This window comes from Aerococcus sp. BD502 (genome assembly GCF_057919555.1).
Genome location: NZ_CP147972.1, coordinates 155,001 through 176,123, shown reverse-complemented (window position 1 = coordinate 176,123; position 21,123 = coordinate 155,001). Strand labels below are relative to the sequence as shown.

The window sequence follows — 21,123 nt, the reverse complement described above, 5'->3', positions numbered from 1 at the left end:
ATGAATAATAGTCACCGCAGATAGCGTTTACTAATATCAGCTTTTTTGCTGTAACACTCGCTATTAATTAAGGATTGATGTATTTGGTTTAGATGATATAAATCGGACTAGGTAAGAAGGGGTCAGTCATTGCTCTAAACAATTATTTTTTATCATAGAATCAACAAAATTGCTTTTGGTAAGCAATGTACCTTTGTTAGCCAATAGGCGTGAACTGCTTTTCACTGACTGCATAAGAAAATTAAAAAATGCCCCCCAAATGTTAGGTAGTTACGCTAACAATTGGGGGGTAAAATCAAGTTATCCTCTATTTCTCTAGTAGATATTTAGTTGGTGCTAAATGAAAAATATCTGTCTTTATTTTACTAATGTGTGGTCGGCGTTAATTGGGGAAAAGGTTGAAGCTAAGGACAGTGATGGCCCAGTAAGCAGAAGCAAAAAAGTTAAGCAGAATGAGCGCACACAGTATCCATTTGCTTAGGCTAGCTTTCTGTGGGCGTATTTTTTTGATGAATAGGATGTGGCCGCCAAGAAACAAAATGACCAGCACGCCATAAACCAAAACTGCAAGGGCTTGTGAAGAGCCATTGAAAATGGGTCGGCAAAGTAACATGATAGGAATAAAAAGTAAAAGTAATAGTGATAAGTGATATGCTCCCCCTAAAGTAGACACTTAAAAAAGTAAAACTACTTAGGGGGAATTTTTATGCGTTCAAATTGTAAACACTCGGTTGAGGAGCTCGAACGATATATTGATAAGTACCTTAAAAAAGGGATAAGCTATCAAAAATTGTGTCAGTATCATGGTTTAAGATTGTCTCATTCTGTTTTTTATGACAAGGTCTTAAAATATCAAATCCATGGTCGCCAAGGCATCCAATCCCATGTCAAGAATAATAACTATAGTAAGGACTTTAAACTGGCTGTTGTGAATGAGCACCTTGTTGAAGGCGTTCCAATTAAACAATTAGCTCGAAGATATAATATCCCATCACATTCCACTGTTAGAAATTGGTTGATGAAGTATACTAGAGGGGAAGCAGTCAAAAGTTATTCTCCTAACCCCGAGGTGTATACGATGAAAAGCAGAAAAACGACTCATGCAGAAAAAATTAAAATTGTTAAAGACTGTCTGGCCAACGGCCTATCTTATAAAGAAACAGCTGAGAAATATCAAGTCTCCTACCATAATGTTTACTCCTGGGTCCAAAAATATCAACAACATGGGCCAGACGGCTTGTTTGATGGCCGAGGTCGTGGAAAACCTGCGGCGATCCAAACAGAAACTGAAAAAATACGCGCAAAATATGCAGCCTTGAAAGCTCGCAATGAATACTTAGAAACAGAGAATGCAGCCTTAAAAAAGTTAAAAGAAGTGGAAAGAGAGTTGATGTTACGCGAACACAGTATGAAGCAGATTTTCAAACGGTCCAAAAACTCCAGCAAGAAGGATACCGAGTAACTCACTTATGTGAGGCTCTAGGCCTTAGTCGTTCAAGCTACTATAAATGGCGAAACCGAAAGCCAACAGCTTCTGAAAAGCGTCTGAGGCAACTGATCAAATGGATTATTTCTGTTTATAAAGAACATCAGGGGGTTTATGGCTATCGTCGCATTACGATCTATTTAAATCATTTTCTTAACGCCAAAGTCAATCACAAATGCGTGCAACGCTTGATGCAACTGTTAGACTTAAAAGCGGTGATCCGTCGTAAACGTTACCGTTATAAGCCACATCTTCCCTCCCATGAGGCCGAAAATATTTTGAATAGAGAATTTCAAAAGGAATATCCGCCCATGGAAGTCTTATTAACAGATGTTACCGAGTTTAAATATGGCTTTGGCGCAAAAGCTTACCTCAGTGCGATTCTCGACTATGGGGCTAAGAAAATTGTGGCATTCCAACTTTCTAAGCATAATAATAACGAATTAGTCCGGCAGACCATCGGTCAAATTAAGGCTCGTATGAAACCCAAGCAAACTCTTATTCATAGTGATCGTGGCTTTCAATATACCTCACACTTCTTCAAAAATTTTGTGGACAAGCATCAGGTGATTCAGAGTATGTCGAGAGCTGGAAAATGTATTGACAATGGCCCTATGGAAGCCTTCTTTGGGACTATTAAGGAAGAAATGTATCGCTTAAAGGCTTATCAAACCTTTGAGGAGTTAGCGTCTGATATTAACCAATATATTGACTTCTACAATACCAAGCGCGTCACACTGCGAATGGGCTTAAGGATCCCATCAAAAAACCATGTATGATAAAATATCATACATGGCAAAAACAAATATTTTATTTATTTACCTGTCTACTTGACAGGGGTCAGTTCAAAGCCATAAATATTTTTATTTTTCATGACAATCTCCCTATCCAAAGGCAAGAATGGCAGCCTCAGCTACTACTCTTTTATAGCCTGTCCATTTGTGTTTGTTCGCTTTTAGACGATTAACAAAAGCTTGGTCACAGGATTTATTTCCCCAACCGTTTTTGTCATAGCATTGATCATGGGATAGACAGAATTTATCTAAATCATCGATGGGCTTTTTACCATTATTTCCCTTACCGCAGTAATTACCATAAACTTTGATGTATAGATAGGGTTCATAAGAATTTAGCTCATGGTTATTTTTCGCTTCGATAAACTCATTGACCATGTAACCAAAATCTAGCACCTCCTCAGCTTCGTGATTACTTTCTGCTTTGTCGATATCAAAGTAACGGTTATTTTCCTGCTTAACCATATAAATTTGCTCTAAACGATAGAAATCGCTATCATTTAATTCTGCAGCTTTGACGCTGTCATGGCCAACTAAAACAATGCGATGATAGAAATCACCGTGATTATTAATTTGCCTAAATTTTTCATTTTTATGCCTCCATCATTAGCACGCCCATGAAATAAAATATCTACTAAATTAATGCTAGTTTAGCATATTATTCATAAATTAAGAATATCAACAATTAAAAATAATTAATAAAAAACATAAATAATAATTTATATATAAACAAATTATAGTAAAGTTATTAATCATATCTGATTGCTGCCTATGGATTTTTTACACCCAATAATGGCTTCGAGGCTAGTCTCTATTTCTCAGGAAATAAGCCTAGAGGGGCTACTAGTTTGACGAAATCATACATTAAATAAGCGGGTCAAGGGCAGCATATTTTCTTCTGGTATTTTTGGGCAAGCTGGCACTGAAAGAAATGCAAAGAATTAAATGAAAGAAAATCAGGCAAAAGGCCTCGTCAGCTCATCGCACGAGGCCTTTTATTGAGTTGAGAATCTATGAGACTCTTGTCCAATTGTAGTTTTATTTGACTTCACAGCGCCAAGTAATGGCAATCGTTTGTGGCTTTTCCTTGGCCGGCAATGCTTGCAAGGCTAACACTTGTTTCATCTCCTTACCTCCTCTCTTTCTTTACCGCCATCCTACCGTAAAATCTCATTTTCTGTCGTTTCGTTTCCTTTATGAATCAAGCAGGTCTTGGCTACTTTGGGAGAAAATTTCATAGAGACGGTTTGCTTTGAGGCTATGAAAGATATTCAAGCTAGTCAGAATTTGCTGGTTACCTTGCTCTTCATTAAGTTTAAATTTAGTGAGGAAAACTCCCTCATAGAGGTTTAATAAAGTGAACTCAAAAAGCATCGTTTCTGGAAGATTGAGTGCTTTTAAACTCGCTAAAAAATAGCGGGCAGCTTGAACTTCTTCATTCTTCATGCAAAGGATAAAAGAATTAAGGATCACATTAAAGGAAGTAGCGAGCAGTTGATTATCTTCCTTATAAAGCATTATTTTTGTCGGAATTTCCTTCGAAAAAGAAATAACAGTAGCAGCAGGAAAGGCCTGCAAGGAATTACCATAAAGCACCAGCTCATATTGCCCCCAATTTTCGCAGGTGAATAGGTAGTCAATTAAGGTATCCAGATCTTCTTGGTTGAGAGTAGCGGTGGGATCAAGGCTCTTTAGAACACAGGCTAGCATGATCGCGTTGAGTTGATGAAAAGGGTCGCCTGATTTTTGGAAACGATCGTTTTCTTCTTCAAAAAGTTGCCTGAGCTGCTTGTTATTCCCTTCGATGACATATTTTTGCATATCCAGAAGTAAACGACTAATATTCGTTGATTCGAAGCGGCGATGAACAAAGAAAAACTCGGTGAGGGTGACATTAATTTTGTTCAATAAATGAAAAAAACGATTGGCACTAATATCCGAGGTATTACGTTCAAATTTAGAAAGCATCCCCTTTGAAATAAATTCATCAGCGATAGCGGACAGGCTCATATTTTTACCCTGGCGCAAGAAGCGAAAAGTAGCCCCTAATTGTTCTTCCATCGTGATCCTCCTGACGGTTTCATATAGGAAATATTAAAAGTATTATAGCAAAACTCAGCTATGATAGCCATAAGAAAGGGGGAGAAAAGATGTTGACTAATATTCCCAAGGGGATCTTGAGTGAAGGAGAAGATCATTTGTACTGGGATCCTTTTCCACGTTTTCTTCCAGCTCATGGATGGAAAATACATGTTTCTTGTTTCCATCATAATGCGGATAGAATCCTTGCGAGGGTCTCTGAATACTGCTGGGCGAAGGAAATTTCCTTTAAAGTGGTTAAAAGTCGAAATAAACTCAAGTATCTTTTATCGAAAAATGCGTCTCGTTGTGAAGCAGGAAAATTTATCACGCTCTATCCTCTACATGAGGAAGAATTTATAGATATATTGAGAGGGCTATATCCTTACTTAAAAGGGGAGGAGGGGCCATATATTTTGAGTGATCGTCGTTATCTGACTTGTCGAGTTTTGTATTATCGTTATGGCGTTATTCAAGGAAAGTCCGAGCGAATGATTTTTAGGGATGGAACGGTGTCTTGGGATAAGAGACTACCCTATTTTGACAAACCAGCGCAAGTTAAGGATCCCTTTCCTGATGGGGAAATAGTTGCTGAGGCGCCTAGCCCTCTCGCTGCTTATTCTTCTTTGGAGGCTATTCAGTTTAATGGTGGTGGGGGAGTTTATCTTGGCGTTCGTGCAGGGAAAAAATGTGTACTAAAAGAAGCTAGGCCGTATATCGGTATCCATTTAAAGAATACCAGCATTCTTTGCCGCCAAAGGGAAGCAAAGTGGTATCAGAAGTTTACTGAGAGTCCGTACACTCCTAATTTACTGCGTGAATTTCAAGCCTGGGAACATTATTATATCGAGGTGGAATTTGTACCTGGCGAGAGTATGCGCCAATATGCCAAGACACAGGCTTTATGCTTATTTAATGAGGAGGATAAAAAGAATCAGCAACGTCTTTGCCAGGTAAGATTTCTAATGAAGAAACTTCTATTAGCGATGGAGAGCTTCCATGCCAAGGGACTAGTGGTCAATGATATTTCCTTAGATAATATTATTATTACCCCAGAAGGGCAGCCTGTTTTTATTGATTTGGAAGATATGTATGCGGTAAAAAATGATGAAAAGTTTTGTTTTAAATTACGTAACCCTAGGCTTTCGGATGACAGGTGGGAGAACCTAACGGCCGAGCAACAAGATATCCATCAATTAGGTTACCTGTTTATGGCACTTCTTAGCAATGCCCCTACCTTACTGGCGCAGGATCCTTCCGGTGAAAAGAGCCAGCGCCAGTTTTTTGAATTTTGCGCGGCTTATCAAGTCCCAAGGGGTATTTATTTAACTATTATAAGGATGCTGAGCGGGAAATATGCTAGCGTCGCTGAATTAAACCGAGAACTTGCTGTTGATGGGAACCTAAGTGAGCAGAAAAACCCACAGCCAGAGCGCCATATCTCAGTACAAGTGGAGGAGATGAGACCGATCACTTTTCCATTTGGCCTGCTCCTAAAGTTATCGTCCTCTTTTAAGAGGGAGGTGAAATTTAAGAATGGACAACTTCAAAGGTTACAAAGCCTGGTGAAGAAAGAGAAGCTTAAGGCACTCAATCGTTTTCTTATTGAGGAAATTTCTTTATCGGCTGAGTCCTCCTTAATGTACGGTCAATTACTGCCTCTTTTAATCTATTTTTACCTCTATCAGGAATTAGGGATTAAGAGCTACTTAGAGCTTTTCACCCAAGGTCTAAAACACTATCGGAAATGCTATGTGAATAAAGAGGGAATGATAATCGAGAACCATGAGAAAGCTGTTCCTTATATGACTCATACTGGAAGCCTGGTTAAATTACAACTCCACTACTATGCAATAACGAAAAGCATTGCCCTACGCAAGCACCTTGTTGCTTTGCTGAAACAACTTGATCGCAATTTCCCACCACAAATGGGTTATGCGAATGGCCTTCTTGGCTTAGCAGATTTATTCTTCGATGCATACTTGCTGTTAGGAAATTCATCTTATTTTCAAACAGCATGCAAAAAGCTAGATTTAGCTCGAGCCTACCTCGATCCCAATGTTAAGAGTTTTGAATATGGGGTGGGGGCGCTACCTTACTTACAGGAGAAGTTGCTTTATTGTGAGGAGCTTATGGCAAGGCAAGCCAAAAGAAAACAAGAATATGCTAAAGTTTTAAGGCAAAAATGGCCACTGACACGGACTATACTTTAGGAGGGAGATCGCCATGTTTAAACGTTTTATGAAAATGCATCGCAAGGAAAACATGATCATTTTATTTTTTACGCTTTGCCAAGTCATCATCCAGGTGATGACGTCACTGATGTTGTCTTGGGCAACGAATGAGCTGCTCGCTGGTCGTTTGAAAGGCTTCCTACTGTGGAATTCTTTTAATTTCTTTTGGTGGGGTATCCTTTTTATCATTAATTACTATCTCGGTGCTTACGAGGAAAAGGTGGTGCAAAGAATTAGTATGGATATGCGCGCCTATATAACCAATAAATTAGAAGTGACGACGTACCAAAATGTGAAGAGTAAAGCTCAGGGAACTTTTGTTTCTTGGCTTAATAATGATATCGAGAAAATACAAGAGCAGGGTGTTCGCCAATACTATACTTATTGGGGGCAAATTTTCTCGATTGTTCTGTCAAGCTTAGCCTTACTTAGTTTTCATTACTCCTTACTCCTGCTCACTTTAGTCTTGGTTTTCCTGCTGACTCACTTGCCTAAAGCCTTTGAAGGGCGAATGAATCAGGCCACGCAAAAATTATCCTTAGCTCAAGAGGCTTTCGTGGCTAAGATTCAAGACACCTTAGCTGGCTTCGATATTTTCTATGGCTTCAACCGTCTGCCTAAACTTAGAGAACGGGTAACTGAGGCCGGAGTGTCTTTGCTTGATGAGCAAGTCTCCTACACAAAGGATATGAAAATAGCAGAAGGATCCATTGGTTACATCAACGTGTTTTGTCAAGTAGCGGTCGTTACCTTCACAGGCGTACTGGCTTTCTTCCGCTTTTTCAAACTGGGGGCAATGAGCTCGACAGGGAACTTATCTGCTAGTATTTTTAATGGTGTTTCTCAATTGAGTCAAAGCCGCATGCTGATGAAGGCAACGGATGCTTACTTTGAAAAATATGAAGCTTTTGAAGCTGCTGAAGAAGAGGAGCGTACTCCTATTCCAATTAAAGAAAGTATCGAAATTCGCGATTTGACTTATAAAATTGCTGGTAAAACTATTTTCTCCCATCTAAATCTTAAATTTGAGAAAGGGAAAAAATATGCCATTATTGGTGAAAGTGGCTCGGGAAAATCAACGCTACTTAATATACTCTCCGGCCGCCTAGAGCCAAATGAGGGCGAAGTCTTAGTCGATGGTCAAGTGGTCCAGCAACCTAAATTTTTACGGGATAGTTTAACTTATATCCCCCAAGTATCCTACATTTTTAGTGACACGATTCTTCATAATATGACGCTTTGGGAGGAGCAGCCCGCAACCAATGTATCAGCGGCTTATGAAGCAACGGGGCTGAATAGCTTCACTACTTTAGCTGAGCAAGTGGAAGAAGGGGGTAAAAATATGTCAGGCGGTCAGCGCCAGCGCCTGTCTTTTTCCCGTGCTTTACTCAATAACAAGGACATTTACTTCTTAGATGAGAGCACGGCTAATTTGGATCGGCCAACTGCGATTAAATTAGAGCGCCTACTTTTAGAACAAGAAGAGGCCACTGTTCTCCTTGTCACCCACCACCTTTACCCAGAAAATGAAGGATTATTTGATGAAGTGATTCACTTGAATGGCTAATACCTCTGGTGTTTTTAAAGCTTTCTACTGCAATTTTCACTACTTCTGAAAGGGAAGTTATAAAAAATTGCTTGCTCCCACCGATACTATAAGGAGATCATGGAGAAAAATACTCACTAGCTTACTCAAAAAACTGGTTTATTGGTGACATTGCGTTAGGCATCACCTAAGATAGTGAAAATCCCCCAAAGTTGGTCGTGCTAACTTTGGGGGATTTTTGTTTCGTTTACTGATTTAAATGTCTAGGTCCGTGCTGTGCAAGGGTGAGAGATGTTTTTCGGGGTAAATGTATTGAAAAGCTGCGTTAACAGCAGTAGGCGCTTCTCCAAAGCCACTGACAATGAGTTGGACCTTGCCAGGATAGCTGACTAAATCTCCGAGGGCAAAAATGCCCGGCCGATTGGTTCTTAGTTTCTCATCAACTTTGATGCGATTACGTTCAATCTCAAAGCCCCAGTCCTTGATGGGCCCAAGATTAGTCGTAAAACCGTAAGCCATAATCACCGCATCGCAGTTTAGGTCCTTGGTCTCCTCACTGCGTGCCTTATTTAAGCGGAGTGTTCTTAAGCTTTGGTTTTCACCAAGCAGGGCCTGGGGGGTATAAGGGGTGAGGAAGTGGATATTTTCCTTCGCTTCCGCTAGGGCGACAGAGTGCTCTTGGGCACGAAAACGTGGGCGCCGGTGGACGATGTATACTTCTTCAGCATAAGCACTTAAGGCCAAAGCATGGTCAAAGGCGCTATCGCCGCCCCCGCAGATGGCCACTTTTTTTCCTAAGTAGGCACTGTAATTGGAGACGTGGTAGTGGATTTGTCGATATTCATAGTCGGCGAGATTTTGAATATCTGCCCGCCGCGGTGAAAAAGAACCGTTCCCACAAGCTAGTAAAATAGCCTTCGCTTCATAGGTGTTTTTATTAGTAAGCACCCGAAAGCCGCTCTCACTTTCTTCAATTTCCGTTGCTGTTTCCCCGAGGTGGAAGCGCGTGTCGGGATGCGTTAGGGTCAGCTGGGTAGACAATTGTTCGATCAGGTCTTTGCCACTGATTTTAGGGAAGGCGGGAATATCCAAAATTGTTTTTTCCGGATACAAGGCTTTGGGTTGGCCGCCAACTTCGGGTAGGGAATCAATAATTTGCGTGCTGAGATTGCGCAAGCCCGCATAAAAGGCGGTAAATAAACCGACTGGGCCTGCGCCAATAATAATAATATCGCTTTGCATATAGCCTCCTTATTTTAAGACCATTGAATGATGAGATAGTTGACTAAGAGGGCGACCAAAAAGCCCGTGGTCATCCCTCCTAAAACTTCACTGGGCTTGTGGCCGAGATAGTCATCGATGATATAACGCTTATCCTTAAAAGCTTCTAAAACACGTAGTAATTCATCATCGTGCTTTTTTTTGGCTTCCTTTTCGACGAGGTTGAGCAAGGCCTTAAAAGCCCGCCCCTGCTCTCCGCTTTGCCGGCGGACGCCCATGGCGTCAAACATGACAATGAGGCCAAAGCAAACAGCAATCGCCACGCTCGGATCTTGGAAGCCGTATTGTAAAATCAGGGCCGTGATTAAAGCCGTCGCGGCTGCCGAGTGGGAGCTGGGCATGCCCCCAGTCGCATGGACTATGGAAATTTTTGCCGATGGACGATTAAAAATAAGGGCAATTGGGTATTTAATTAATTGAGCGATCGCAATCGCCGCTAGGGTTGCCATTAAAGGCAAATTTAAAAAAATCTCCATGGTCCTTCCTTTCTTAGGTATGCTTGCGCCTTCTATTTTAACATGTTTTTAGCTGGTGTAAACTATACAAGGGCCTAACATATTGCTACAATAACATTGAAGAAAGAAGTGTGATAGAAATGTTTCCACAATTAGATCAAGAAAACAATCAGCCTCAAGTGACGATTGTGACCTCCTTGGGGGAGCTAAGTTTAGTTCTCTATCCCGACTTAGCACCTAAAACCTGTCAGAATTTTGTTGAACTCGCCCAAAAAGGCTACTATGAGGGCGTTCTATTCCATCGTGTGATTAAAGACTTTATGATTCAAGGGGGCGATCCTACTGGCACCGGCCGGGGTGGCGAGAGTATTTATGGGGCGCCTTTTGAAGACGAATTTTCCAAGGCCTTATACAATTTGCACGGGGCCTTGTCCATGGCCAATTCGGGTCCCAATACTAATGGCTCGCAATTTTTTATTGTCACTGCTAAAGAAGTACCGGAAAATATGCTTGCGCAATTAGCTCCCGGCGGCTGGCCAGAAGAAATTATTACCGCCTACCGAGAACAGGGTGGCACCCCTTGGCTGGACCAACGGCATACGGTTTTTGGCCAATTATTAGACGGTGAAGAAGTGTTATCGGCAATCGAAGACCAAAAGACGGATGCCATGGATAAGCCTTTGGAAGATATTAAAATTGAAAAGATTAAAATCGAAGGCTGGCCCGATAGCGATGAGTAAATACCGGATTGGGCAGGTGGTACGGGGGACCGTTACGGGCATTCAAAATTATGGGGTTTTTGTCAAATTATCCGAGACGGACCAGGGTTTGATTCATATTTCTGAGATTAACCATGGTTTTGTTCGTGACTTGGCAGACGGTTTTTACTTAGGCCAGGAATTGCAGGTCAAAATTATTGACATTGATCCTTATACGGAGCAATTGAGCCTATCTTTGCGCGCCTTATTGCCCCTAGCCCTGCCTCACTATCCCGCCCGTACGCGTATCACGCAATATGTACCCGAGGAAACTGACGGCTTTAAGCATTTGGCCGCGGCCATGCCGACCATGATAGCCCAAGCTAAAGCCGATATTAAAGCCGGCAAAGTCAAAGATTTTAGGCAGGTGGACTACTATGACTAAAGCTCACTTAAAACTTGACCAAACGTACCTTAAAGGTTTTCTAGCCGACCATGAGCTAGCACAGATGGAAGCTTATGCAGACCTGGCCAGAAAAATACTATTAAAGAAGACAGGGGCTGGCCATGATTTTTTAGGCTGGCTCAATCTTCCCCGAGAAACGACTGACGCTGAGCTGGAAAAAATAGAGGCTTTGGCGAAGGACTGCCAAGAACAAGCAGAGGTGTTGGTTGTTTTAGGGATTGGGGGGTCTTTTTTGGGGGCCAAAGCTTGCTATGAGGCTCTTAAGGCGGAAAGAGTTTCTCAAGGGCTGGAACTAATCTTTTTAGGCCAGGAATTATCGCCTAATGAATTGGCCTATCAACTTCAGGCTTTGGCCAAACGCGATTTTTGCGTCAATGTGATCAGTAAATCTGGCGAAACCTTGGAAACAGCGCTAGCCTTTCGCTTGGTCAAGGCCACTCTGGTGGAAAAATACGGGACAGCTGAAGCTGCCCAGCGCATTATCGTGACGACCGACCCAAAAAAGGGCGCCTTGCGAGAGCAAAGTGAGGCTTATGGCTACCAGAGCCTTGCGATCCCCCAAAATATTGGTGGGCGTTTTAGCGTTTTCACGCCCGTTGGCCTCTTTCCGCTCGCAGCGGCCGGCCTTCCGGTGACCGACCTTCTTAAAGGGGCAGCAGCAGCAGAAGCCCACTATACTGATACCCCTTTTCAAGAAAACGAAGCCCTGCAATATGCGACGCTCCGGCAATTACTCGCTAAAAAAGGCTACGGTCTCGAGATTTTAGCTTTTTATGATGCCTGGCTGGAGGCGATTGGTGCTTGGTGGCAGCAGCTCTTTGCGGAATCAGAGGGCAAGGACGGGCAAGGTATTTTTCCCACGACGGCCCAGTTTACCCGTGACTTACATAGTGTGGGGCAATTTATTCAAGATGGGCAGCGCTCGCTCTTTGAGACGGTTTTAAGCATTAAAAAACCGGCCAGTAGCTTATTGATTCCTCGTGATGATAAGAATTGGGATGGCTTAAACTACCTAGCTGACCAGACTTTAGAATGGGCGAATGAAAAAGCCCAGCAAGGCACTCTCTTGGCCCACTATGAAGGGGGCGTGCCTAACTTAGTTTTGAAGCTAGAGCAATTAGATGCTTGGCACTTGGGCTACTTACTTTATTTTTTTGAATATTCTGTGGCCATCAGTGGTTACTTGCAAGGTGTCAACCCCTTCGATCAACCGGCTGTGGAAGCTTACAAAAAGAATATGTTTGCCTTGCTCGGTCGACCTGGCTATGAGGAACAAGCAAAAAAGCTTAAAGCTCTCAGCTCACGTTTGACTTCTTTTGGGGAAGGTAACGCGGTGAATAGCCCTAAGCCCTAAAAACGGGTATTAAAAAATGGCCCCTACTGGTCTCGAACCAGCGACCTCTAGCATGTCAAGCTAACGCTCTCCCAACTGAGCTAAGGGACCCAACGCTTATTACTATAGCGAATTTATTCAGGAAATGCAAGAGGAATTTAGAAGTTAAAAAGGAAAAAGCCAAAAAGGAGGGAAGCCATGCGAATTATTGCGGGAAAATTTCGGGGCATTCCGCTGGTTAGTGCTGGTGGACAGCATACCAGGCCAACCACTGATAAAGTCAAAGAGAGTGTCTTTAATTTATTGGGCCAATTCTTTTCAGGGGGTTGGGCTTTAGATATGTATGCGGGTTCAGGGGCACTGGGCCTAGAGGCTTTATCACGTGGCGTGGACCATGTGGTGGCTTTAGAGAATAATCGCCAGGCCTTTAAAGCGATTCAAGCGAATGTCAAAAAATGCCAGGCTGAAGAAGCCTTAACCTGCCACTTTGGCCATAATGAACGTATCCTAACCCAATTAAAAAGCCAAGAGCCTGGGCTCAAATTTGACTATGTCTTCTTGGATCCGCCTTATGCCAAAGAGCATTTGGTCTTTGATATGACATTTCTGGCGGAGAAACAGCTCCTGGCACCGCGGGCTTTGATCACCTGTGAATGTGATGTGGCGAGTGAGCTGCCGGAGAAATTTGCCGATTTTACCTGCCTCAAACAAGCCACTTACGGGCAAACGTTAATCAGTATTTATACCTATTTACCAAAGGAGGAGCCTAATGACCACTAGTGTCGAAAATTTATTGCAATTTATTCAAGCCTCACCGACTGCCTTCCAAGCCACCCAAAATTTGCGGGCGCGTTGCCAGGAGGCAGGCTATACCTTATTGGAAGAAGACCAGTCTTGGGACTTAGAATTGGGCGGCAAATATGTAGTGTGCCGCAATCAGTCCAGTGTGATCGCCTTTCATTTATCGCCTGATCTACTCGAGCATTACCACTACCAGCTGGTCGCTTCCCACAGTGATTCCCCTAATTTCAAGGTGAAGGAAAATGGGGAATTGCTGGTGCGTGATCGCTATCTCAAACTAAATACGGAAGGCTATGGTGGGATGATTCTCCATACGTGGTTAGACCGGCCCCTTTCCTTAGCCGGCCGTGTTTTAGTTCGCAAAGCGGATCACATTGAAGAGCGTTTGCTCCATATGGATGAAGACTTGCTACTGATTCCTAATGTGGCCATCCACCTCTTGCGGGATACGAATACGGGTTATGCTTTTAACAAGCAGATTGACCTGCTGCCTTTATTTGCCCAGCAAGGGGAAAAGGGCGCCCTGAAAGCCAAAGTTGCTGATGAATTAAGGGTTTCCCCTGAAGAAATCCTGGCTATGGACCTCTCGCTCTATAATCGCATGCCAGGTAGTATTTGGGGTGCCAACCAAGAATTTTACTCTAGTCCGCAAATTGATAATCTCGCCTCCGCCTATACAACTTTAGAAGGTTTTTTAGCAGCGGATCATGCGTCTGGCGTGGCCATGTATGCTTGCTTTGATAACGAAGAGGTGGGGAGCGGCACGAAGCAAGGCGCCTTATCGACTTTCCTTCGGGATGTGATTGAGCGGATTCATGCGCAATTACCACTTCAAGCGGATGACCTTTACCAGGCCTTAGCGCGCAGCTATATGATTAGCGCCGATAATGCCCACGCGGTTCATCCCAATCATCCTGAGTTGACAGATGACAATAATTGCAGTTATTTGAATGAAGGCGTCGTTGTTAAAGCCCATGCTGGTCAGCAATACACGACTGATGCAGTTAGTTTGGCGATTTTGAAGGAACTCGCCCAGGAAGTCGACGTTCCACTACAGTATTTTGCTAATCGGTCGGATAAGCGTGGGGGCTCGACCTTGGGGAATCTGGCCCTGCGTCAAGTGAGCTTAAATTCGATTGACATTGGCTTACCGCAATTAGCCATGCATTCAAGTTATGAAACTGCGGGGGTTCATGATGTGGATCAGATGATTCATTTAATTCAGAGCTTCTTCAGCCATGAAGTGACCAAAAAGCATGATGGTCGTTACCTTATCAAATAATTTCTCTTAAAAAAATGAAAAAGCGACGAAGTTGGTGTACTTCCTCTTGAGGTGATCAAATTGGAAGAAAATCTGAGCTTCGTTGAAAAAGTAAAAGATAAAAGTTTAGCCTGGTTGAAGGAAAAAGGCTGGTGGCTGCTGGTTGCTTTTCTCTTAGGGGGTGGTTTGACGCTGGCCTACCAGCAATTTTTCCAAGCCAGTGCTCCCGATCAGACACCACTCTTTGCGGAGGAACTGACGGAGAGTATAGCTAAAGAATCTGATACTGAGCCCTTGAGTGATGCTTCATTTGAAAAGCAGACGGAAAAGGCTCAAGAGGAAGAAGAGTGGTCGGTGGATGTAAAGGGGGCGGTTAAGAAGCCCGGGGTCTATCCTGTGACGGCGGGTGAGCGGGTGTTTGATGTGGTCGATCGTGCTGGTGGTTTAAGTGAGGAAGCGGACGAGACGGCCTTAAATTTAGCCCTAAAAGTCACGGACCAGATGGTGATCTATGTGCCCCGTCCAGGTGAAGAGCAGCCGGCTGAAAGTCCCGTTTTAGCTCCCCAAGCATCAGAGAACGTACATGGTTCTGGAGCGGTCAACCTCAATACGGCGACGGTGGAAGAATTACAAACGCTTAGTGGTATCGGCGAAAAGAAGGCTGCGGATATTATTTCCTACCGAGAGGCCCATGGTCCGTTTAAGCAAGTGGATGATTTGCTGCAAATTAGTGGCATCGGGGAAAAGACGCTGGATAAATTCCGAGAGCAGGTTACGGTGTCATGACGGCGATTTATTTGAGCTTATTGTGGGGGCTTTGGACGCTACTTCTTGTCATCATGGTCTGGTCTCCGCACCTGGTGGTGGTCTTGCTCTTGCTGCTTTTTGCGGGGCGTTTGTTGGCTTTGAAGAGGTCTCGGTTTTTATGCGTTCTCTTGGCTTGGAGTGTGGGGCTTTTGCTCTTAACGGGCCTGCAACGCTACCAGCATCACAGCCGTTTGACGGGCCAGGAAAACAGCTTCATTGTGACTGTTTCCCCTAACGCCAAGCAAATTAATGGAGATTACTTGCAGTTGACGGGTCGTATTGTGACTGGACCCGCCCGCGGTGAAAAACTGCATCTCCATTACACCTTGAAAACTCCAGAAGAACAAGCAGCCTGGGCTAAGCAAAAACAAATGCTCCGCTTAAAAATTCAAGGCCAATTGGAAAAACCGAAAAGTCAACGAAATCCCGGCAGCTTTAATTATCGAGCCTACCTTTGGCAGCAAAAAATCTATTGGCAACTTGCCGTGAGTGACTATAAAACCTTAGGTACGGCAACGGGGGCTCGGGCAAACTGGGCAGCTATCCTTGCTGCTATCAAAGGCTGGGCTCAGGATATTCCTTCCCCACCGGTGCGGGCTTATTTTCTGGCTGTCTTATTTAATGACCGCAAGGAGATGGAAGCAGATACCTTATCCGCTTATCAAAAGCTGGGCTTAATTCATTTGTTTAGCTTAAGTGGCTTTCATGTGACTTACTTAATGACGCTCATTAAAAAGTTATGTTATCGAGCGGGCTTACTCGTTGAATATACGGATATTTTGCTGGTCATTTTACTCCTCAGTTATACGGTGATTCTAGGGGCTCCTTATGGGATGGTCCGCGCCGTTATCAGCACTTTAGCACAAATGGCAGGGCGGTATTTGAAAAGGCCGGTGAGCCCGCTGATGGGCAATACCTTAGCCTTGGTATTTATTCTTATGCTTGCGCCGGTCAGCATCTATTCCTTGGGCTTTCAATTAAGTTTTGCTTTGAGCTATACCGTGATGATCGGGCCGGGCTTAGTGCAGGGGCTCTGGGGTGGACGTTTGGGTCAAGAATTGGCTCAAGGCTTTTGGTGTACTCTAGTGAGCATACCTTTTCTTCTGGTCCAACAATTTGAAGTGCCTTGGTTAGGCTTATTTGTGAATTACTTTTTCTCTTTATTTTTCACTTTAGTATTGCTACCTACCCTATTACTTGTTTTTCTTTTGCGAATTTTTGGTCTGCTACCGTATTTTTCACTTTTTTTACGTCTCTTGGGCTTATTGCTTGATAAAGTCGGGCAAATCAGTCAGACTTTAGCCCAACAGCCTGGCTTGCTTTGGCGGACAGGGCAGGTTCCGGGGATATTAATGCTTGCTTTTTCTGGTATTCTCCTCTTCTATATGAATGCTAAACTTCAGGACAGGCATTTAAAACGCTGGCGCGGTGCCTTGCTACTTGCGCTGATTATCTTAAATTTTACCCCTTACTATCGGCCCATGGGGCGGCTGATGATGATTGATATGGGCCAAGGGGATTGCTTGTATTTGGAATTGCCCCATCACCGAGGGCAGTACCTGATTGATGTGGGTGGGCGTTTTAATTTTCCCAAGGAGGGCTGACGGCAGGGTGAGGGCAATTATTCGATTGCCCGCCAGGAGATTTTACCAGCCTTGCGGGCTGCTGGGGTTCGTTCTTTGGACGGTATTTTTATTACTCATAGTGACTATGATCACTATGGCTCGCTCGCTGAAGTGGCGCAGGAATTACCCGTAAAAAATTTATACCTACCGATTGGTGTGCAAGGGGACAAGAAATTCCTGCATTATTTGAGCAACGTTTTTGCGGGAAAGCAAACCACCGTCCAATGGTTAGCAAAGGGTCAGGTGGTTACCCTAAACCCTCGCTATCAGTTGACCGTTTTACATCCCGATAAAGTGGCCCAAGGAGAGAATGAGAGCTCCCTGGTTCTCTATGGTCAGCTTGGCCAGGCCCACGTTTTACTAACGGGGGATTTAGAAGGTTGGGGCGAGGAGGCTGTGCTTAAAATTTTTAAAGAGCGAGAACTTCCCGTTGATATTCTAAAAGTCGCCCACCACGGCTCGCCCAACTCCACCGGTACCGAGGTCTTAGACATCTTGGCGCCCGCTTATGCTTGGCTTTCTGTTGGGAAGAATACTTACGGCCATCCCAGTCCTGAATTACTTGATAACTTGAGGAAGCGAAAAATACCTTACTACCGCACCGATGAAGAAGGAGCGATTACTTATGAATTTAGTCAGACCAATTCGCGGTTTAGAAAGCACCGGAGTGAGGTTGAATAACGCGTTAAAGATAGGAGGCGACCATGCTAAGCTTTGAACAGGTTAAGAAAAACTTGCAGAAGGGGCAAATAAAGTCATTTTATGTTTTACACGGGGAAAATGCTTATTTAGAGGAGAATTTTCAGCAGAGCCTCCAGCAGGCTTTTATCGGTGAGGACGTTCAAGATGGCCAGCTCTTGCGTTTTACTTTGGATGAAACGGCGCTCAGTGATGTCATTATTGAAGCTAATACGCTCTCTTTTTTCTCAGCACGAAAAATTTTGTGGCTCCAAAAGCCTGAAATGCTGGCGGCGGGTAAAAAACTGCCAAAAGCCACCGCTCAAGCTTTCCTGGATTACTTAGCCGCACCCAATCCGGATGTTATCATGGTTTTTGTTTTTCATGAGAAAAAACCGGATAAAAGAAAAAAAGCAGTCAAGACGCTATTAAAGGCCGCTGAAGAGGTTGAGTTAGCCATTAAAAATAAACAAGCAGCCTGCGCTTTACTGCAGAAACAAGCCGAAGCTTGGGGCAGCCGACTGACTAGTTCGGGCGCCCAAGCCCTCTACGAACGGACGAAGGCTGATATTTCTGAAGCCATGGCGGCTTTGGAAAAACTTTGCCTGCTGGCGATGGGAGAAACGGAAATTACCGCGCAAATGGTGACAACTCTCGTCCCCCCCAGCTTAGATGATAATATTTTTAACCTACTCACTTACTTACTGAATAATCAAGGGGAGGAAGCTTTACAGCTGTTTCGCCATTTACTGGCACAAAAGCAAGCCCCTTTGGCCATTTTAGCCTTATTGCAAAGCAATTTTCGTCTCTTTATCCAATTGCTGAGTTTAAGACGGGCGGGTATTGAACCCCAGGGCATGGCGCGTTTATTAAAAGCCCATCCTTATCGGGTTAAAATGTCCTGGCAAGAAGCCCAACATTTTTCCCTACAAGAGCTCATTGCTCGCTATTTGTCCTTGGTTGAATTGGATTACCAAATTAAAACTGGGCAAATCGATCAGGAATTGGGCTTGGAGTGGTTTATGTTGGATTGCTTAAAGGAAGCCCAGCCCTAAAAGAAAAAACTACCGTAAAACCAGGTGAGACTGGTTACGGTAGTCTTTTTTAGTCTTCAAGTTTACTAGCGAGGCGAGATTTTTCCCGGTTCGCTTTATTTTTGTGGATGATTTTCTTTTGTGCGGCTTTATCAAGTTGGCGAGTGGCCTCTTGTAAGAGTTCAGGCGCCTTTTCCTCATTATTTTCCACAGCGTTCTCAAATTTTTTCATTGCTGTGCGCATGCGGTGTAAGAATTGCTTGTTTTGAGCCGTACGTGTTTCTTCTTGACGTACGCGTTTGATCGCAGATTTAATTTGTGGCATTGGTGCACCTCTTTCTATTAAAAATAAAAGTGACTGGGTCACTAACGAATTCATTATACCGAAGTATGAGGGATTTCACAAGGTCCCAGTAGGCAATTTTTTAAAAAGTTACCGTATCACCAAGCGTATGGCCTATGAGTGGTAAGCAGTCGGCGACCGTGGTAAACTAGATTCTGATTGGAGTGAGGAATCGTGACAACGTTGAGTACGGATCATGAATTGACTGGGAAATTTGACTTAAAAGCCCCTTATGAACCTAACGGTGACCAACCCGAGGCGATCGAAGCTTTAATGAAAGGCATAGAAGAGGGAGAAAATAACCAAGTTCTTTTAGGGGGAACGGGAACAGGGAAAACTTTTACGATGGCCAATGTCATTGCTAAAAGCAATCGTCCCACCTTAGTCTTAGCCCATAATAAGACCCTGGCTGGGCAATTATATGGGGAATTAAAGGAATTCTTCCCCAATAATGCGGTCGAATATTTTGTTTCATACTACGATTATTACCAGCCTGAAGCTTATGTGCCAAGCAGTGATAGCTATATTGAGAAAAGTGCTTCAGTAAACGATGAAATTGATAAGCTGCGGCATTCAGCGACCAGTGCCTTGCTGGAGCGTCGTGACGTGATTATTGTCGCTTCCGTGTCTTGTATTTATGGTTTGGTTAACCCGAAGGAGTACCGAGACCATGTGCTCTCTATTCGCGAGGGCCAGGAGCTAGATCGCAATGATTTTATGCGCCAGCTTATTGATATGCAGTTTGAGCGTAATGATTTTGAATTCCAACGGGGGACTTTCCGCGTGCGCGGCGATGTGGTGGAGGTCTTCTTAGCATCGCGTGATAATTTAGCCATTCGGGTGGAATTTTTTGGCGATGAAATTGATCGCATCCGCGAAGTTGATGTGCTCACCGGTGAAGTTCTTAATAGTGTGAAGCATTATCCTATTTTCCCTGCCACGCACTTCGTCGCTAATAAAGAGACGATTAATCGAGCCGTTAAATCCATCGAGGCAGAACTCGAAGAGCGCTTGAAAGTTTTAAATGATGAGAATAAATTACTGGAAGCCCAGCGCTTGGAACAGCGGACCCGCTATGATATTGAAATGCTGTTGGAGATGGGCTATTGTAACGGCATCGAGAACTATTCGCGGCATATGGATGGGCGGAAGCCGGGTGAGCCACCGTATACTTTACTCGATTTCTTCCCTGATGATTGGCTGCTGATGGTGGATGAATCCCATATGACCATGCCTCAAGTGCGCGGCATGTACAACGGGGATAAGGCGCGCAAAGAGCGGCTCATTGAATATGGTTTCCGCTTGCCGAGTGCTTTGGATAACCGGCCCTTACAATTGCAGGAATTTGAAGCTCATTTGAATCAAACCGTCTATGTGTCGGCCACACCAGGCGATTATGAATTGGAATTAGCCCACGGAAAAGTAATTGAGCAAATTATTCGGCCTACCGGACTATTGGATCCCGTGGTCGAAGTTCGTCCGATCAAAGGGCAAATTGATGACCTGCTTAGTGAAATTAATGAAAGAATTGAGCGCAAAGAACGGGTCTTTATTACCACGCTGACCAAGCAAATGTCTGAGGATTTAACGGATTACTTGGAAGAAGCTGGGATTCGCGTGCAATATTTGCACAGTGATATTCGCACCCTAGAACGGACGGAAATTATTCGTGATCTACGCTTAGGCGTGTTTGATGTATTAGTGGGGATCAACCTGCTGCGGGAGGGTTTGGATGTGCCTGAGGTTTCCTTGGTGGCCATTCTTGATGCGGATAAGGAAGGTTTCTTGCGGAATATTCGCTCCCTGATTCAGACCATGGGGCGGGCTGCGCGCAATGCCCACGGCGAAGTCATTATGTATGCCGACCATGTGACGCAATCCATGGAAAAAGCCATGGCTGAAACCGCCCGGCGTCGCCACATTCAACAAGAATACAATAAAAAATATGGTATTGTGCCAAAAACGATTAAGAAAGAAATCCAAGAATCGATTCGAATTACGATTGATGCTGAAGATAACCAAGGGCTTGCTTCGATTACTGAAGCCATGCGCTCCTTAAAACGTGATGAGAAAGAAAAAGCCCTTGCCAATTTAGAAAAAGAAATGAAGCAAGCGGCTGAGGACTTGGCTTTTGAGCGCGCCGCTGAACTCCGGGATGTTTTAATGGAATTAAAGGCCGAATACCACATCAAATAAAAACGC

General features: G+C 43.8%; 17 protein-coding genes, 1 tRNA gene and 2 pseudogenes. 14 read left to right on the top strand and 6 right to left on the bottom strand.

What is annotated here, in order from left to right; all coding sequences use genetic code 11:
• Positions 1-706: 706 nt before the first annotated feature.
• Together WF803_RS00920 and WF803_RS00915 are read left to right on the top strand one after the other, a co-directional pair.
• Positions 707-1,300, top strand: a pseudogene (locus tag WF803_RS00920) (transposase); the annotation flags it as partial.
• Positions 1,301-1,332: 32 nt separating this feature from the next.
• Positions 1,333-2,265, top strand: coding sequence for an IS3 family transposase (locus tag WF803_RS00915; protein WP_489611886.1), 933 nt, complete (start codon positions 1,333-1,335; stop codon positions 2,263-2,265).
• A gap of 105 nt (positions 2,266-2,370) precedes the next feature.
• On the opposite strand, the gene WF803_RS00910 is transcribed toward WF803_RS00915, so the two are convergent.
• On the bottom strand, positions 2,371-2,745 hold the full coding sequence (locus tag WF803_RS00910; protein ID WP_489611260.1) for a phospholipase A2 family protein: 375 nt from the start codon (positions 2,743-2,745) through the stop codon (positions 2,371-2,373).
• A 729-nt stretch (positions 2,746-3,474) separates the two neighbouring features.
• Positions 3,475-4,341 carry a helix-turn-helix domain-containing protein gene (locus WF803_RS00905; RefSeq protein WP_489611259.1) on the bottom strand — a complete coding sequence of 289 codons (867 nt, stop codon included), beginning with the start codon at positions 4,339-4,341 and terminating at the stop codon, positions 3,475-3,477.
• Between the two features lie 89 nt (positions 4,342-4,430).
• On the opposite strand from WF803_RS00905, the gene WF803_RS00900 reads away from it, so the two are divergent.
• Together WF803_RS00900 and WF803_RS00895 are read left to right on the top strand one after the other, a co-directional pair.
• Positions 4,431-6,572, top strand: a complete 2,142-nt coding sequence (locus tag WF803_RS00900; RefSeq protein WP_489611258.1) for a class III lanthionine synthetase LanKC N-terminal domain-containing protein — start codon at positions 4,431-4,433, stop codon at positions 6,570-6,572.
• Between the two features lie 13 nt (positions 6,573-6,585).
• The gene (locus WF803_RS00895) at positions 6,586-8,160 is read left to right on the top strand and encodes an ATP-binding cassette domain-containing protein (protein ID WP_489611257.1); all 1,575 of its coding nucleotides are present in this window, start codon (positions 6,586-6,588) and stop codon (positions 8,158-8,160) included.
• Positions 8,161-8,394: 234 nt separating this feature from the next.
• On the opposite strand, the gene WF803_RS00890 is transcribed toward WF803_RS00895, so the two are convergent.
• Complete coding sequence (locus WF803_RS00890) at positions 8,395-9,381, bottom strand: NAD(P)/FAD-dependent oxidoreductase (RefSeq protein WP_489611256.1); 987 nt, start codon at positions 9,379-9,381, stop codon at positions 8,395-8,397.
• Positions 9,382-9,395: 14 nt separating this feature from the next.
• Entirely contained in the window at positions 9,396-9,896 is a 501-nt protein-coding gene (locus WF803_RS00885) for a divergent PAP2 family protein (RefSeq protein WP_489611255.1), read from the bottom strand.
• A 119-nt stretch (positions 9,897-10,015) separates the two neighbouring features.
• Between WF803_RS00885 and WF803_RS00880 the strand changes: the two genes are divergently transcribed.
• From WF803_RS00880 to WF803_RS00870, 3 genes are read left to right on the top strand one after another with little or no spacing between them, the layout of a single operon-like run.
• Positions 10,016-10,615, top strand: coding sequence for a peptidylprolyl isomerase (locus WF803_RS00880; protein WP_489611254.1), 600 nt, complete (start codon positions 10,016-10,018; stop codon positions 10,613-10,615).
• Positions 10,608-11,018, top strand: coding sequence for a CvfD/Ygs/GSP13 family RNA-binding post-transcriptional regulator (locus tag WF803_RS00875; protein ID WP_489611253.1), 411 nt, complete (start codon positions 10,608-10,610; stop codon positions 11,016-11,018). The genes WF803_RS00880 and WF803_RS00875 overlap by 8 nt, the downstream gene beginning before the upstream one ends.
• On the top strand, positions 11,011-12,393 hold the full coding sequence (locus WF803_RS00870; protein WP_489611252.1) for a glucose-6-phosphate isomerase: 1,383 nt from the start codon (positions 11,011-11,013) through the stop codon (positions 12,391-12,393). The genes WF803_RS00875 and WF803_RS00870 overlap by 8 nt, the downstream gene beginning before the upstream one ends.
• Positions 12,394-12,410: 17 nt before the next feature.
• Here the strand turns inward: WF803_RS00870 and WF803_RS00865 are convergent.
• A tRNA-Val gene (locus WF803_RS00865) sits at positions 12,411-12,483 on the bottom strand.
• Between the two features lie 84 nt (positions 12,484-12,567).
• Here WF803_RS00865 and rsmD point away from each other — a divergent pair.
• The 6 genes and pseudogenes from rsmD to holA all read left to right on the top strand — a co-directional run.
• Positions 12,568-13,152 (top strand): annotated as a pseudogene (gene rsmD, locus WF803_RS00860) (16S rRNA (guanine(966)-N(2))-methyltransferase RsmD); the annotation flags it as partial.
• Positions 13,142-14,455 carry a M18 family aminopeptidase gene (locus WF803_RS00855; RefSeq protein ID WP_489611251.1) on the top strand — a complete coding sequence of 438 codons (1,314 nt, stop codon included), beginning with the start codon at positions 13,142-13,144 and terminating at the stop codon, positions 14,453-14,455. The pseudogene rsmD and the gene WF803_RS00855, both read left to right, overlap by 11 nt.
• Before the next feature lie 51 nt (positions 14,456-14,506).
• Complete coding sequence (locus WF803_RS00850) at positions 14,507-15,220, top strand: helix-hairpin-helix domain-containing protein (protein WP_489611250.1); 714 nt, start codon at positions 14,507-14,509, stop codon at positions 15,218-15,220.
• A complete protein-coding gene (locus WF803_RS00845) occupies positions 15,217-16,845 on the top strand; it encodes a ComEC/Rec2 family competence protein (protein ID WP_489611249.1) in 1,629 nt (542 codons plus the stop codon). Before WF803_RS00850 ends, WF803_RS00845 begins: the two co-directional genes overlap by 4 nt.
• 24 nt (positions 16,846-16,869) lie before the next feature.
• Positions 16,870-17,547: a ComEC/Rec2 family competence protein gene (locus WF803_RS00840; protein WP_489611935.1), complete on the top strand. Its 678-nt coding sequence runs from the start codon at positions 16,870-16,872 to the stop codon at positions 17,545-17,547.
• Between the two features lie 23 nt (positions 17,548-17,570).
• Entirely contained in the window at positions 17,571-18,599 is a 1,029-nt protein-coding gene (gene holA / locus WF803_RS00835; RefSeq protein WP_489611248.1) for a DNA polymerase III subunit delta, read from the top strand.
• A 49-nt stretch (positions 18,600-18,648) separates the two neighbouring features.
• Here holA and rpsT read toward each other — a convergent pair whose 3' ends face one another.
• Positions 18,649-18,903: a 30S ribosomal protein S20 gene (rpsT, locus tag WF803_RS00830; RefSeq protein WP_489611247.1), complete on the bottom strand. Its 255-nt coding sequence runs from the start codon at positions 18,901-18,903 to the stop codon at positions 18,649-18,651.
• Positions 18,904-19,122: 219 nt separating this feature from the next.
• Between rpsT and uvrB the strand changes: the two genes are divergently transcribed.
• Complete coding sequence (uvrB, locus tag WF803_RS00825; RefSeq protein WP_489611934.1) at positions 19,123-21,117, top strand: excinuclease ABC subunit UvrB; 1,995 nt, start codon at positions 19,123-19,125, stop codon at positions 21,115-21,117.
• The last annotated feature ends 6 nt before the right edge of the window (positions 21,118-21,123 follow it).

Excerpts from the sequence above, each read along its gene's own strand:
- rpsT (WP_489611247.1), bottom strand. The coding sequence starts at position 18,903 with ATGCCACAAATTAAATCTGCGATCAAACGCGTACGTCAAGAAGAAACA.
- WF803_RS00870 (WP_489611252.1), top strand. The coding sequence starts at position 11,011 with ATGACTAAAGCTCACTTAAAACTTGACCAAACGTACCTTAAAGGTTTT.
- WF803_RS00890 (WP_489611256.1), bottom strand. The coding sequence starts at position 9,381 with ATGCAAAGCGATATTATTATTATTGGCGCAGGCCCAGTCGGTTTATTT.
- WF803_RS00880 (WP_489611254.1), top strand. The coding sequence starts at position 10,016 with ATGTTTCCACAATTAGATCAAGAAAACAATCAGCCTCAAGTGACGATT.
- WF803_RS00905 (WP_489611259.1), bottom strand. The coding sequence starts at position 4,341 with ATGGAAGAACAATTAGGGGCTACTTTTCGCTTCTTGCGCCAGGGTAAA.
- WF803_RS00855 (WP_489611251.1), top strand. The coding sequence starts at position 13,142 with ATGACCACTAGTGTCGAAAATTTATTGCAATTTATTCAAGCCTCACCG.
- holA (WP_489611248.1), top strand. The coding sequence starts at position 17,571 with ATGCTAAGCTTTGAACAGGTTAAGAAAAACTTGCAGAAGGGGCAAATA.
- WF803_RS00885 (WP_489611255.1), bottom strand. The coding sequence starts at position 9,896 with ATGGAGATTTTTTTAAATTTGCCTTTAATGGCAACCCTAGCGGCGATT.
- WF803_RS00900 (WP_489611258.1), top strand. The coding sequence starts at position 4,431 with ATGTTGACTAATATTCCCAAGGGGATCTTGAGTGAAGGAGAAGATCAT.
- WF803_RS00845 (WP_489611249.1), top strand. The coding sequence starts at position 15,217 with ATGACGGCGATTTATTTGAGCTTATTGTGGGGGCTTTGGACGCTACTT.
- WF803_RS00875 (WP_489611253.1), top strand. The coding sequence starts at position 10,608 with ATGAGTAAATACCGGATTGGGCAGGTGGTACGGGGGACCGTTACGGGC.
- WF803_RS00910 (WP_489611260.1), bottom strand. The coding sequence starts at position 2,745 with ATGGTTAAGCAGGAAAATAACCGTTACTTTGATATCGACAAAGCAGAA.
- WF803_RS00895 (WP_489611257.1), top strand. The coding sequence starts at position 6,586 with ATGTTTAAACGTTTTATGAAAATGCATCGCAAGGAAAACATGATCATT.